The organism is Prochlorococcus marinus str. MIT 0918 (assembly GCF_027359415.1).
In the GTDB taxonomy this organism is placed as follows: Bacteria; Cyanobacteriota; Cyanobacteriia; order PCC-6307; family Cyanobiaceae; genus Prochlorococcus_E; species Prochlorococcus_E marinus_C.
Window position 1 is genome coordinate 771,952 of record NZ_CP114780.1, and the last position, 13,840, is coordinate 785,791.

Here is a 13,840-nt window from a genome sequence, read left to right on the forward strand (position 1 = left end):
AGTCATAGATTTTATAGCAGAATCTTTTAGTTTAAGTATTTACCAATTTGCTTTTTAAAGATTTTAGTATTACTATGGCAAGATTATTTGATGAATTAGAAGTAGACAGACATGATCCAATATATCATTTTTAAGCTTGATCATTAACAATAATTAAATATACTAATTGTGAATTAAGATCTAAAGTTATATATTAAGCCAATAAAACAAATAAAAAATAATAAAAGAAAAGCCCTTGCCTCATAATATATTAATTTCTTCAGTTTTTAATTTTCAATTAATTTTCCCAATCAACACCTTTTCTACTATTTGATCCCCATACCTCATCCAATTTTTGATCTCGACCACAAGCATTTCTATAAAAACTATACTTGAGCTTATTTCGTTTAGCAAAATTTTGATGATAATCTTCTGCGATATAAAATTTTTCTAATTTTTGCAATTTAACTTTAAGCTTATCAATAGGTACACTTAATTCATCAGAAACATTTTGGAAAGTTTCCTTAGCAATATCTTTTTGCTTTATACTACTAAAATAAATTACTGGTCTATAAGAGTCACCTCTATCACAAAACTGGCCTCTGTCATCATAAGGATCTATATTCCTCCAATAAATCTTTAATAAGTCTTCGAAACCTAAAATTGTGGAATTGTATTTTACTTGAATAGCTTCCTGGTGGCCTTTATGATTCTTATAAGTTGGGCTAGTACTCTTTCCACCAGTATATCCACTATCAACTGAAAGTATTCCTTTTATATCTTCAAAATCATGTTCTAAGCACCAAAAACACCCTCCCGCAAAAACACCAGACTCTGTTGTAGCAGAAGCATAATTTGGAAATAAAAATAAGCACAGATATATTATCAATAATGAAAGAATGAATGGAATAAGTTGAAATTTATTTAATCTAAAAAGATTCATTTTTTTATTAAATTCAAAATTTCTGCTGCTGCTCTTTCTGTTACGCCTGGCTCTCCTAAATTTTTCCTTAGTTGCTCATAACCTTCAAACATTTTTAATTTTTTCCTATCATCATCTATTAATGACTTTGCTAACTCAAAAATAGCTTTTGGAGTAAATTCCTTTTGAATCAATTCAGGTACCAACATCTTATTTAACAACAAGTTAACAGGTGATATAAAATCAACATCAAACCTCAGAAGTTTTTTTGCTATAAATGCTGTAACTCTACTTACTTTATATCCAACAATTTGAGGAACAAAATGTAATGAAAGTTCCATATTAATAGTACCTGACTTAGCAATAGCCAAATCAGCCACTTCAAAAAAGCTTGGCTTTAAAGAATCAGTTTTTTTTGAGGGCAAGACCTTCCCTTCAACTGCAGAATTTTCCAAGCCATCAATTAAAAGTTGTTCAAAGCTCTCTTGAGCAGCAGGTAATAAAACATAAAAAGATGGATAACTTGCTTGGATTAATTCGGCGGCCTTAAGAAGTATTGGCAATAAATACTTTAGTTCTTGTGTTCTTGATGCAGGAAAGAGCAATAAAAACTTTCGAGAAGGGTCAACTCCAAGATTTTGACATGCTTCTCTTCGATCAACACTCGCTTTTAAGTTATCAAGCATTGGATGGCCCACCCAAGTAACCTTACCCCCTCTTTTTGAATAGAAGTCGGCTTCTTTCTGAAAAATCGCCAATATTTTATTAGTAAAACCAATCAAATCTGTTGACCCACCATCCCCTAACCTCCAAGCCCACTCTTGTGGAGCAATGTAATAAATTATGGGAATAGATGGGAATTTTTTTCTTACTTTTTTCCCTAAGCGAATATTTGGCCCCATATAGTCAATTAAGACCAAAGCATCAGGAGGCTCCCTTACAAATAAATCATCAACTACACTTTGAGCTTTTAATGTAGGTATTACATAAGGCAAAGCTTCCCATAAACCAATTGCTCCAATAGAAGCTGTATCTGAAATCAGCTCTGCACCAGCCTCTTTCATACGAGCACCCCCTAGGGCCATTATTTTCAATTTTAACGAACGTCTTTTTGACTCATTTAACAAAGCTTTGACTAAAAAACTTCCTTGTAAATCTCCTGATACTTCTCCAGTACTTATAAGTAAGCGCATATTAATTATTAATAGTTAAAGGCATAGAGCCTCTTCGACCATCACTGGTAGAAGCATGAAGAAAATCACAAAGTTTCTTCGCTGGTGGTAAAAGTTTTTTTTGTGTAGCCAATTCCAACCCCTCTTTATAAACATGATTTGACCTATAAATTAAATTCCAGACCTCTTGCAATTGTCTATATTCTTCAGGGTTTTTTTTATCAAGATTTCTTCTTCTAATACCTACACGATTCAATCCTCTCATTCTACCTGGGTGTCCCTCAACCAAGCAATATGGGGGCACATCTCTATCAACTCTTGTCATCCCACCAACCATCGCGAGACAGCCAATATGAACAAATTGATGAATGCCACAAGATCCTCCTATTACAGCTCTATTCTCAATTACCACTTCACCTGCAACTTGCACACTATTTGAGATAATCACTTCATTACCAACATTACATCCATGAGCTATATGTGTATAAGCCATTAGAAGACTTCCATTACCTATTACAGTCCTTTCGCCCTCATTAGTAGCTCTATTAACGGTTACACATTCACGTAAAGTATTATTATCGCCAATGATTACTTCAGTAGGTGCACCTTTATATTTTAAGTCCTGAGGTTCCAGTCCCAAGCAGGCTCCAGGAAATATTTTGTTTCCTGAGCCAATTATTAATCTTCCATCAAGTACTACATTTGGACCAATAATAGTATTTTCTCCTATCTGAACATTTGGGCCGATAACTGCACCAGCACCAATAACAACACCTCTACTAAGTTCTGCGTTGGTATTTACATCAGCCAAAGGGTGAATCTCGACTGTGTTGTTAATCATAGATTTTTTAGATTTGTTCTGTTCAATCATTAATTCAATCCACCAAAGAAAACATTAATTCCCCAGAGCAGACCAATTTCCCATCAACTTTTGCTTCTCCTTTAACCTTCCCAAATCTTTGACGTTTAATGCTTAGCAATTGACAATTAATAATCAATTGATCACCTGGTACAACTGGCCTGCGAAACCTAACGCCATCAATACCTGCAAAAACAAAAAGTCCTTTAGGCAAATCAGGCATCTGTGTGACAATCAAGCCTCCTACTTGTGCCATAGCCTCAACAATTAGTACACCTGGCATTAAAGGCCTTTCTGGGAAATGGCCTTGAAATTGAGGTTCATTGATAGTGATATTTTTAATTCCTGTTGCACTTTTCCCAGGTTCATATTGAACAACTCTATCCACCAAAGCAAACGGATAGCGATGAGGCAAAAGGCCCATAATTTGCTCATTAGTTAAAGCAAATTTCTCTGAAGAATGATTAGTCAAAACAAGATTAAATAGAAGAAGATTTTTGAAAAAGCAAGTTAGCTAGTTGAGCATGTAGTTCATGGGACCCTCTGTAAACCAAAATTTGAGCTTTAGGCAATCCTACAAAAGCCAAATCACCTATTAAGTCCAAAAGTTTATGCCTAATAGGTTCATCTTTAAATCTCAATGGGGGGTTAAGCCAAGTGTGACCATCGCATACCAATGCATTATTTAAACTGCCTCCTTTAATAAGACCTGCATTTACCAATGATTCTATTTGATCCTTGAAACCAAATGTTCTAGCAGGAGCAATCTGTTTGACAAATGTTTTTGGTGTTAATTCTAAAGAAAGCACCTGACTACCTATAGCTGGGTAGGGGAAATCAATTATGCCTATTAAATTACAAGTTTTAGAAGGGGTTACAGTTATTAAACTAGATCCTTTACTTAATACAAAAGGTTCTTGTATCACCGGACAAGGCAACCGCGAGGTTTTTGCAGAAACTAAACCAACATCCCTAATAGCATTTACCCATTCAATAGCAGAACCATCTAACAAAGGTATTTCATTGCCTGAAACAAGAATATGAACATGAGTCAAACCACATCCAACTAATGCTGCAAGAAGGTGCTCTACAGTTAATAGTTTTTTATTTCCTAAATGGATTGAAGTACAAAGTTGGCTATTGACCACATGCGAAGGATTAAGAGTAATTGGAGGCTCATCACTATTTATCCACGAAACATGGAAACCTCTTTCCTCAATAGGCAAAAGAGTTACTTCTGATTCATTTCCACTATGCAAACCAACCCCTCTGCGACAGACATTTCCTCCTAAAGTCCAAGCACCTTCATAATCTTGTGGTAACCACTCCATTTCACTAGAATTTCCAACCAAACCCTAAGTTATATCTCCAATCTCCATCAAAGTCCTTACTTGCAGCCTCTATACGAAGGGGGCCAATCGGAGTATTAAAAGACAATCCACTACCAACAGAAAACCCCTTTCCTTTTTTGCCAAGAAGCTTTCCTGGATTCCCTGGAACATGTTTTTGCGAATCAAAATCACTACCAACATCTACAAAAACATTTCCTGAAATCATTCTCCAAAGTGGAACTCTATATTCTGCAGAAGCTTCACCAAAACTTCTCGAAACTGCTAAATCACATGAACTCCAACCTCTAATAGATTTAGAGCCACCTAAACAAAATGCTTCATAAGGAGGAAGCTCTCCAATAACGGTTCCTGATTTCACTTGAAATGCAAGCGCCTGAGAGCATGAATACTTTTCTCCAGCTTTAGGTCTACATCCTTTATGAATCTTTAACCAGTCAATTGGAATAAAATAAGAATAGCTAGCCTTTAAACGATTAAACGTAGGTGAATATTTTCCTACAGAAAGATATTGCTCACTACCTAAACTGAAAAAATTACCTGAGGTTGGATTTCTGGGATTATTTAAATTATTATAAGTTACTGCACTTCGGACACCTACAAGTAAATTTTCTTTTGCACAGTTAAAGGCAATGCAAATAATATTAGAATTTGGAGTTGCATTTTTTGAGATTCTATTATTAGGTACACCGTAAGGTCTTTCTTTCGATGAGTAATCTATTGGCTTAACTTTCTGAAAATCCATTCCAAGAAGCACAGCCCATTTGGATTTCTTAAAAGGGTTACCACCATTTAATGGTCTTGAAAAAGAAAAGTTACCACCTGTTCTTTGAAGCAGAATTGAATCACCTTCATAGTCAAACCAACTAGTAGAAGAATGACTTGTTTTTGCTGCTGCAACAGTACTAAATGCAGAGCTATTTAAGCCGGTATGTGCATGATCAATATCATAAACAGTAGAGGAAGAAGTTGCACCTGGGGCCTCATAATAATCACTTACCCCTAAAATAGTTCCACCACTTTTACTCCTAAATTCTTGAGGTACATCTCTACTAATAAAAACTGATGTACGGAAAGAAGTACGGTATTTATTACCTTTAATCCAAGGATCAGCCAAAGAAAAACTAACTAATGCTCCATATTCTCCATAAGTAAAGTTTAAATCAGTAGACCAAGATCTTCCTAGGAAGTTCTTTTCTTGAAGGCCTGCAGAGCCAAAAAATCCTTGTGTTCCACTATAGCCAAGACCCCCTGTTAGAGAACCTGTCCTCTGTTCAGTAATACCTAATACAATTATTACTTTGCCAGGTTCTCCAGCTATTGGCTTTAAAGTTACTCTGATATCACTAAATAAAGAAAGTCCATACAGTCTCTTTATATCAGCCTCAAGGTTTTTTCTATTAAAAATGACCCCAGGCTTACTCATCAATTCTCTATCTATAACCCATCTCTTGGTCTTACCTTTAACTGGCTTTCCATTATCCTTTAATGAATTTCCTTCTTCATTAAGAAAAACAACCTGAATATCATCAATAGTTCCTTCTTGAACTGTAAGTTGAACCGTTCCATTAGATGTGATTCTGTTTGGACCAGAAATTTTTGCTAGCGAATAACCTTTATCTAAATACCAAGACTTTAATTTATTTATTCTTAATTGAATAACATTTAAGTTCAATGTTTTACCATAATCTTTAGCAAAAATCTTTTGAATTACTTCACTAGATATCAAGGAATCTTCAGGAATAATCTTAATTTCTTTAAATACAGGGTTAGGTTTAACATTTACTGAAAGCTGTACTCCTAATGGAGTGTCTTTCGGCTGTATTTCTAACCCAGAAAACCAACCAGTAGCATAAATAGCATTTAACTCTCTCTTAAGATCAGATTTACTTACTCTACTTCCAGGTCTAATAGTCATTGCATCATAGGCTGCATATTCCAATCTCCCTTTATCAGGATGATCTTCCAATCCATTTATTACAACTTCTGAAATTAAAACCAGAGCTTCTTCAGGCTCTTGTTTACCTGAAATGTCTTTATCACTTGAGTCTGCAATCTCAATACTATAAAAATTCAAGGATGAATTTCTCAGGCTATTATTTTTATCATTTAATTCCGAACTGACTGATCCACCAAATAAAGGCAAGACCAAAGCTAAAAGATATGTCTTTTTGCGAAATAGTCTCATTGAAATAAAGTCAGCAATTCCATCGGTTGATTTTTCTAGGATAAACCTAACTTTACTAAAGACAAAGCTTATTTTCATTCTCTTCCTTTATAAAATCCCTTTATTCTATTAAGTATTTCACTGTACCCCTCTCTCACTCCTCCCAACTCCTTTCTAAAACGATCTTTATCAAGAATTCGATCTTGAGGATCCTTAGCATTTAGATCCCATATCCTGCATGTATCTGGGCTTATTTCATCAGCAATTAATAACTGTCCTTTTTGATTCAGGCCCATCTCTAACTTGAAATCTACCAATAAAAGATCTATTTTCTTAAAAAAATCTTTTAACAAGCCATTCACTTCTAAGGCAAGCCTTTTTAATTCAATTCTTTGATCATTTGAAACTAATCCTAATAAGTCCAATCTCGCTTCAGTAAGCAGGGGATCTCCTAAGGAGTCATCCTTAAAATAAAAATCCACCAAAGGGCAACTAAGAACTTTATCTGGGGGAATGGGTGTTTGCTTACATAATGACCCTGAGGCAATATTCCTAACTACTACTTCCAATGGAATAATCTCGACTTTTTGAACCAACATCCAGCAATTTTCTTGATTATCTAAAAAATGTGTCTGTATACCATTTGATTCTAAAAACCTAAACAGCAATGACGAAATTTCACAATTCAAACTTCCCTTACCCTCAACCTCAGCATGCTTTTTACCATTAAAAGCAGTTGCATCATTCTTAAAAAAAACTAAGCACTCATCTTGATGTTGAGTTGTAAAAATTTTTTTTGCCTTTCCTTCATAGAGAAGTGAAGAAATAGATTGTTGAATTGGGTTTCCTCTCACATCAAACAAAAACTAAGCTCTTATCCAATAAAAATACAAGAATCCTAGGGTAGCAAGCAAAAATATTTTTCCCGAAGAAGAAATATGTCTAAAAAAGATTTGGAATACAGGCTAAAACTTATCAATAAGAGTATTGCAATTATGAACAGCGAAAAAACTCCTAGGCAACTGTTTTTCCCTCAATCAGCCAAAATCCTTGTAATTGGGAGCGGAGGACGAGAAAATTCTCTCGCCTGGACTATGGCGAAATCTGAAAAAATCAATCAAGTTTTTGTGGCCCCTGGCAATGGTGGAACTGAAGAGATTAATTCATGTAAACGATTAAATATTGAAGAATCAAATGGACAAGAATTAATTTCAGCCTGCAAATCTTTAAAGATAGATTTAATTGTCATTGGAGGAGAGAAACCCCTAGCGGCAGGACTTGCAGATGAACTTAGAGCGGCAGGACTAATAGTTTTTGGCCCATGTGCAAAAGGTGCTCAATTAGAAGCAAGTAAAAACTGGGCAAAGCAATTAATGACTGAAGCTAATATTCCAACAGCTCAATTTTGGACTGCCAATAATAAGAACGATGCTATAAAAATATTAAAAAAAGTGGGAGAGCCTCTTGTAGTTAAAGCAGATGGTCTCGCAGCAGGAAAAGGTGTACGTGTCTGTAGTTCTTTAAAAGAAACTGAAACTGCTATTCATGAAATATTCAAAGGCAAATTTGGTAAGGCTGGAGAAAAGGTTGTCTTAGAAGAATGTTTAGAAGGACCAGAAATATCGATTTTTGCATTATGTGATGGGGAATCTCTGATAACACTTCCACCAGCGCAAGATCACAAAAGACTTCTTGATGGTGACAAGGGACCAAACACTGGTGGAATGGGAGCATACGCACCTGCAAAAATAGTAAGCCAAGAAGAGCTGAATGAAATAAAAGAAACTATCCTTGTCCCAACTTTAGAAGCTCTTATAAGAAGAGGAATCAATTATCGTGGAGTAATTTATGCAGGTTTAATGCTTACAAAAGAAGGTCCAAAAGTCATTGAATATAATTGCCGTTTTGGCGACCCGGAATGTCAAGCTCTAATGCCATTGATGGGACCTGAGTTGGCCGAAGTTCTCTATTCAGCAGCTCTTGGAACTTTAAAAAAAGCCCCTAAACTTTCTTTCAGCAAACTTATGAGTGCATGTGTTGTAGCAACAACCTCTGGTTATCCTGAAGATCCTAAAATAGGAGATAAAATTTCAATTGATTTTGATAAAAGCGATAAGAACCGAATTCAAATCTTTCATGCTGGAAGCAAAAAAAATGATTTAGAAGAACTAGTCACTTCAGGTGGGAGAGTTCTTTCAATTGTAGGACAAGCAGAAAATTACGAAGATGCGTTTAAGAATGTTTATAATGAATTAAAAAATGTTCATTTCGAGGGTATTAATTATCGCCTTGATATTGGCAATCAAGTAAGAAGTGATTTTCAACCTATCAATAATACTCCTCAATGAATAACAATAGTTTTAACCAATCACGAGAAAATCCTCAAATAATAAAACCTGAAAAAGTTTCAAAGGGTGAGGGTGTATTAGCTTTAATATCTCAATGGTGGAATGAATTTAGTTTAAGAGCAAAGTTACTAGCTATAGCAACCCTTGTAGTTAGTTTATTAATGACTGGAATTACTTTTTTTGCTTTAAGTAGTATTCAACGAGATGCTGGAATGAATGACACCAGATACGCAAGAGACTTAGGTCTTTTACTCTCTGGTAACGTCACAGAACTAGTCGCAAATAATCAAAAGAGAGAGCTCTTTAATGTTGCAGAAAAATTTTGGAGATCCAGTAGGAATATTAGATATATTTTTTTCACTGATACAGATGGCACTGTCCAACTTGGAATTCCCATTAGCGCAAGTCCTGATGCTTCGGAAAGCGAATTTCAATTAAAAAAGAAGCTACAACTGCCTCAAGAATTAAAAAAACGTCCTCAATTCCCTTTAATTAGACAACACCTAACTCCACAAGGACAAGTTACAGATGTCTTTGTTGCTTTGCTTTTTAAAGGAGAATATGTAGGGAATCTAGCCTTAGGAGTAACTCCTAACAAGAAAGCTCTTGCAAGCGCTGCACTAACAAGAGAAATAACAATAGCTGTTTTTATTTCGATTTGGATTCTTGTAATTATTGGTGCAGTTTTTAATGCTTTAACAATCACTCGTCCAATTAGAGAGCTTGTCAAAGGAGTAAGAGAAATAGCCAAGGGCAACTTTAAATCTCGTATCACTCTTCCTATGAGTGGAGAACTTGGGGAGCTTCTTAACGGATTCAATACAATGGCATCCCAATTAGAAGATTATGATGAAGCAAATATAGAAGAACTAAAAGCAGCTCAAGTAAAGCAACAATCATTAATTGCAACTATGGCTGATGGTGCAATTTTACTTGATGAAAAAGGAAGAATTGTTTTAGCAAATCCAACAGCAAGAAGATTATTCAGATGGGAAGGAAGAAAGCTTGAGAGCAAAGAGTTGCTTGAAGAATTACCAGAATTAATTGCAAATGACATACATCCCAACCTCACCTCACTACTAAATAATGTTTTTGATACTGATGAAATTAGATGTAATGTTGGAGAACCTTCTAGAACACTAAGAATCGTTTTACAATCAGTTAGAGATTCAAGCGGCTCTAACTTAAAAGGAATCGCAATTACTATCCAAGATTTAACAAGAGAAGTTGAATTAAATGCTGTGCAAAGAAACTTCATTAGCAATGTTTCTCATGAACTTAGAACACCTCTTTTTAATATAAAAAGCTATGTGGAAACATTACATGATCTAAATGACAAACTAACTCAACAAGAAAAAATAGAATTCCTAGAAGTTGCAAATTCCGAGACAGATAGGCTTACAAGGTTAGTTAATGATGTATTAGACCTATCCAAGTTAGAAACTTCAAGAAATATTGAATTTGAAGAATTAAATATAGTTCCTGCTATAGAACAAACTCTAAAAAATTATCGCCTAAATGCTGAAGAGAAAAATGTTCAAATAACTAATGAATTAGAAAATAATTTAGAATTTATTCTTGGCAATTGGGACATGCTTTTGCAAGTACTAGATAACTTAGTTGGTAACGCTTTAAAGTTCAGCAAATCAGGAGGGACAATTATCTTACGTGCTTATACATGGCCAGATTCATGTATTGCATCATCTTTGGAGGAAAAAACCAATGCGCCATCATGCGAAGTTATTTCACCATTGCCAAGAATCAGAATAGAGGTCGGAGATACCGGTTGTGGGATTTCAGAAGAAGGCCAAGCAAGAATTTTTGAAAGGTTCTATAGAGTGGAAAATTCTGTCCATACAGAAGCTGGTACAGGCCTTGGCCTTTCAATCGCCTCAGAAATAATTGAAAAACATGGAAGTAATATAAGGATGGTTAGCGCCCCTGAAATAGGTACAACTTTCTGGTTTGATTTACCACTTGCTAGAAATGACACTAATGAATTAAAAATAGAGTCTCAAAGAAAGAGCCTTGAATGGGATAAGAAATTAGAAGAAGAGCTAACTTAAAACTTCGCGTTATTCTTTTTCTTGTGATTCGAGAGTCTTAAAAACTCCTGGGATCTTATCTTCGCTATTTATACGATGAGGTGCTCCACTAAATATCTGTTCAAAATTCGTGAACGAGTCTTTAATTTCTGGGCCTTTGCTAGTAATAATAAACTCTCTAATTCGTTTGTCATGCCATGATCCTCTCATCTTAAAGACATTTACTGCGCGTGCCATTTCTCCTCTAATTTCTACATACTGAAGCAGTAGAATTGTATCAGTAATTGTTGATATATGAGAATCAGTAATTGAATGACTTCCCATAAACTCTTCTGCTGTATTAGTAAAGAATCCTGCAATTTCCTCTTGCTTTGCATATCCAGTGACTCCTATAACAAACTGCCGAAATGCATTTAAACTGACTCCCCTAGCCAATGCAGATAAAGAATCAATTGCCATTCTTGAAGGTTTAAATTCTGTTATTTCCGTTTTAATTATTTGAAGATGATCTTCTAAACCAGTTGATTCTGGATATGCGCAAATAATTTTAAGCAAACCATCACTTTCCATCTTTTCAAAATCAATTCCCCAACTTGTGGCATTCCTTAAAAGCTGAGCTCGAGATTCTTCATAAGCAAAAAGAATCGCTCTTTCTTTATGAGAATATGCATCTTCTATAAATTTGGAAACTAGCATTGTCTTACCAGTTCCAGTAGCACCAGTTGCAAGAATGATTGAATCTTGAAAATAACCACCTCCACACATTTCATCTAAATCTGGCACCCCAGAACTTATACGAACATTTGATGAGCGTTGTGTTAAACGCATTGCCCCTAAAGGGAAAACACTGATACCTTCGGCCCCCATTGTAAAAGGAAACTCACCTTTCATATGAGTAGTTCCTCTCAACTTAAGCACTTCTACTGTTCTTCTTCTCTTCTCAGATTCAAGAACATTTCTAAAGATAACTACATTATCCGAGACAAATTCTTCCACTCCATAACGAGCTATTGGGCCATATTCATCTACTCTTTCAGTTGTCATAACAGTTGTGACTCCTATATCTTTAAGCCTTGCTATTAACCTAAATATTTCTCTTCTAACTACGTATACAGCATCATACTGTTGAAAAACAGCTGTCATAGAGTCAATGGCAACTCGCTTTGCTTTATATTTTTTGATCGCATAACTAATTCTTTCAATCAATCCAGATAAATCAAAATTCCCTGCGACATCCTGACCATCAGGATCTGGAGATGCATCAAGGATGAAAAGCTTATCTTGATCTATTAATTCTTGTAGATCCCAACCAAAGCTTGAAGCATTACGAATAATATCTAATGGCGATTCTTCAAATGTGACAAAAATTCCTGCCTCATCAAAATGACATATGCCATGGTACAAATATTGCAGTGAGAAGACCGTCTTCCCTGTACCAGAGGTACCACTAACCAAAGTGCTTCTTGATGTAGGCAAACCTCCTTGGCAAACATCATCAAAGCCTTCAATGCCAGTTGGAAGTTTCTTAACTTGCATTTTTGGGATAAGAGAATCTGTAGAAGAAGGCATAAAAGCTCTGTTCAGAATTAAAACCTAGGGGAAAATTGCATCTAGGTCACCAGGTCGATAGTCTGATTTAAGGTTTGTCCTGATCTGATGACTCATTAAAAGGTCCAGAAAAGAAATCTTCATCACATAATTCTTCGAAAAGCAAATCTAAACCAATCAGAACTCTTTCACGATCAGAAAGATCTCCAATAATTCTTCTTACAGGTGGGGGAAGGATTTTTGCCAATGTTGGAGTGGCAAGAATTTTATCTTCCTCTGCAAGTTGAGGATTCTTTAGGACATCAATAACTTTTAAAGCATAAACACCTTTAAAATCTTTCTTTAAGATCTCTCTAAGCGTATTTAATGCTCTCATTGAATTGGGGGTATTTCCTGCCACATACAATTTCAGTATGTAGGTTTTACTAGAATTCATTTAACAAACCGCTCCTAGATTAAAGGTAAAATATTTTCCTTTCTAAATCTTGACGAAATTACCCATTAAGAGTGAGGATGTAATCTTGTCTTTCGATTGTGATTCAGGCTAAATCAGAGATCTGGGATTTCAAAATTATTTTCCAGTAGCCCTGAGCCTGTTCATGTCCATTGATTAATAGAATGACTACCAAAGAAAACAAAGAAGAAACTTCTTCTCAAACTTACGCAATTGTTGAAGCCTCAGGAAAGCAATTTTGGCTTGAACCAGAGCGATATTATGATTTTGATCGTATTAACGCAAAAGTTGATGACATAATTATTGTTGACAAAGTGCTTTTATTAAATGATGAAAAAGGCATGTCAGTTGGCAAACCCTATTTGGAAGGAGCAAGTGTTGAATTAAAAGTAATGGAGCATAGAAGAGGATCTAAAATAATTGTTTATAAAATGCGTCCAAAAAAGAAAACACGTAAAAAAAATGGTCATAGACAAGAACTGACAAGGGTAATGGTCAAGTCGATTTCTAAACAAAAAAAAGTTGCCCCTAAAGCAAAAGCCACCACCAAAGAAACTACTTCTACCAAAACAGCTAGTAAATCAAAAGAAACTACAACAACCAAAGCATCTAGTAAAATAAAAAAGGCAAAGGCCAATGAATAAAACTTTTTGCCTTTTTAAAACATTCCATAAACATTCACATAACTAAATCATGGCTCATAAAAAAGGAACTGGTTCTACTAGAAATGGTAGAGACTCTAATTCTAAAAGGCTTGGTGTTAAGGCGTATGGTGGGGAAAAGGTTTCTGCAGGCTCTATCCTGATTCGTCAGCGAGGTACATCTATCTTGCCTGGAATAAATGTTGGCAAAGGAAAAGACGATACTCTATTTGCACTTACTGATGGCATCGTCAATTTTGAAACAATCAAACGTAATCTAAAAAATAGAAAGAGAATTAATATCGCCTCAGCAAGTTAACTCATTAGTTTGGTTAAAAAAAAGCAATATAAGATTT

Annotated in this window: 13 protein-coding genes; 4 read left to right on the forward strand and 9 right to left on the reverse strand. The window is 35.2% G+C overall.

Going from position 1 to position 13,840, the window contains the following annotated elements; translation table 11 throughout:
• Positions 1-277: 277 nt before the first annotated feature.
• The 7 genes from msrA to purC are packed head-to-tail and all read right to left on the reverse strand — an operon-like array spanning position 278 to position 7,287.
• Positions 278-922, reverse strand: coding sequence for a peptide-methionine (S)-S-oxide reductase MsrA (msrA, locus tag O5636_RS04145; RefSeq protein WP_269623350.1), 645 nt, complete (start codon positions 920-922; stop codon positions 278-280).
• Positions 919-2,094: a lipid-A-disaccharide synthase gene (gene lpxB, locus O5636_RS04150; RefSeq protein WP_269623351.1), complete on the reverse strand. Its 1,176-nt coding sequence runs from the start codon at positions 2,092-2,094 to the stop codon at positions 919-921. Before lpxB ends, msrA begins: the two co-directional genes overlap by 4 nt.
• A gap of 1 nt (position 2,095) precedes the next feature.
• Positions 2,096-2,944: an acyl-ACP--UDP-N-acetylglucosamine O-acyltransferase gene (lpxA, locus tag O5636_RS04155; RefSeq protein ID WP_269623352.1), complete on the reverse strand. Its 849-nt coding sequence runs from the start codon at positions 2,942-2,944 to the stop codon at positions 2,096-2,098.
• A 4-nt stretch (positions 2,945-2,948) separates the two neighbouring features.
• Complete coding sequence (gene fabZ / locus O5636_RS04160; protein WP_269623519.1) at positions 2,949-3,356, reverse strand: 3-hydroxyacyl-ACP dehydratase FabZ; 408 nt, start codon at positions 3,354-3,356, stop codon at positions 2,949-2,951.
• Between the two features lie 55 nt (positions 3,357-3,411).
• Positions 3,412-4,263 carry a UDP-3-O-acyl-N-acetylglucosamine deacetylase gene (gene lpxC, locus O5636_RS04165; protein WP_269623353.1) on the reverse strand — a complete coding sequence of 284 codons (852 nt, stop codon included), beginning with the start codon at positions 4,261-4,263 and terminating at the stop codon, positions 3,412-3,414.
• A gap of 4 nt (positions 4,264-4,267) precedes the next feature.
• Entirely contained in the window at positions 4,268-6,547 is a 2,280-nt protein-coding gene (locus O5636_RS04170) for a BamA/TamA family outer membrane protein (protein WP_269623354.1), read from the reverse strand.
• A complete protein-coding gene (gene purC, locus O5636_RS04175) occupies positions 6,544-7,287 on the reverse strand; it encodes a phosphoribosylaminoimidazolesuccinocarboxamide synthase (protein WP_269623520.1) in 744 nt (247 codons plus the stop codon). Before purC ends, O5636_RS04170 begins: the two co-directional genes overlap by 4 nt.
• Positions 7,288-7,443: 156 nt before the next feature.
• Here purC and purD point away from each other — a divergent pair, with 156 nt between their 5' ends.
• Positions 7,444-8,796 (forward strand): phosphoribosylamine--glycine ligase, encoded by a 1,353-nt coding sequence (gene purD / locus O5636_RS04180; protein ID WP_269623355.1) that lies wholly within the window; start codon positions 7,444-7,446, stop codon positions 8,794-8,796.
• The gene (locus O5636_RS04185; protein ID WP_269623356.1) at positions 8,793-10,862 is read left to right on the forward strand and encodes an ATP-binding protein; all 2,070 of its coding nucleotides are present in this window, start codon (positions 8,793-8,795) and stop codon (positions 10,860-10,862) included. Before purD ends, O5636_RS04185 begins: the two co-directional genes overlap by 4 nt.
• 9 nt (positions 10,863-10,871) lie before the next feature.
• On the opposite strand, the gene kaiC is transcribed toward O5636_RS04185, so the two are convergent.
• Both kaiC and kaiB read right to left on the reverse strand, forming a co-directional pair.
• A complete protein-coding gene (kaiC, locus tag O5636_RS04190; RefSeq protein ID WP_269623521.1) occupies positions 10,872-12,377 on the reverse strand; it encodes a circadian clock protein KaiC in 1,506 nt (501 codons plus the stop codon).
• Between the two features lie 100 nt (positions 12,378-12,477).
• Positions 12,478-12,825: a circadian clock protein KaiB gene (gene kaiB / locus O5636_RS04195; RefSeq protein ID WP_269623357.1), complete on the reverse strand. Its 348-nt coding sequence runs from the start codon at positions 12,823-12,825 to the stop codon at positions 12,478-12,480.
• A gap of 173 nt (positions 12,826-12,998) precedes the next feature.
• On the opposite strand from kaiB, the gene rplU reads away from it, so the two are divergent.
• Positions 12,999-13,487 (forward strand): 50S ribosomal protein L21, encoded by a 489-nt coding sequence (gene rplU, locus O5636_RS04200; protein ID WP_420063785.1) that lies wholly within the window; start codon positions 12,999-13,001, stop codon positions 13,485-13,487.
• A gap of 49 nt (positions 13,488-13,536) precedes the next feature.
• On the forward strand, positions 13,537-13,803 hold the full coding sequence (gene rpmA, locus O5636_RS04205; protein WP_269623359.1) for a 50S ribosomal protein L27: 267 nt from the start codon (positions 13,537-13,539) through the stop codon (positions 13,801-13,803).
• Positions 13,804-13,840: the final 37 nt, after the last annotated feature.

Coding starts and splice junctions, on each gene's coding strand:
- msrA (WP_269623350.1), bottom strand. CDS start 922: ATGAATCTTTTTAGATTAAATAAATTTCAACTTATTCCATTCATTCTT.
- lpxB (WP_269623351.1), bottom strand. CDS start 2,094: ATGCGCTTACTTATAAGTACTGGAGAAGTATCAGGAGATTTACAAGGA.
- lpxA (WP_269623352.1), bottom strand. CDS start 2,944: ATGATTGAACAGAACAAATCTAAAAAATCTATGATTAACAACACAGTC.
- fabZ (WP_269623519.1), bottom strand. CDS start 3,356: ATGGGCCTTTTGCCTCATCGCTATCCGTTTGCTTTGGTGGATAGAGTT.
- lpxC (WP_269623353.1), bottom strand. CDS start 4,263: ATGGAGTGGTTACCACAAGATTATGAAGGTGCTTGGACTTTAGGAGGA.
- O5636_RS04170 (WP_269623354.1), bottom strand. CDS start 6,547: ATGAAAATAAGCTTTGTCTTTAGTAAAGTTAGGTTTATCCTAGAAAAA.
- purD (WP_269623355.1), top strand. CDS start 7,444: ATGAACAGCGAAAAAACTCCTAGGCAACTGTTTTTCCCTCAATCAGCC.
- O5636_RS04185 (WP_269623356.1), top strand. CDS start 8,793: ATGAATAACAATAGTTTTAACCAATCACGAGAAAATCCTCAAATAATA.
- kaiC (WP_269623521.1), bottom strand. CDS start 12,377: ATGCAAGTTAAGAAACTTCCAACTGGCATTGAAGGCTTTGATGATGTT.
- kaiB (WP_269623357.1), bottom strand. CDS start 12,825: ATGAATTCTAGTAAAACCTACATACTGAAATTGTATGTGGCAGGAAAT.
- rpmA (WP_269623359.1), top strand. CDS start 13,537: ATGGCTCATAAAAAAGGAACTGGTTCTACTAGAAATGGTAGAGACTCT.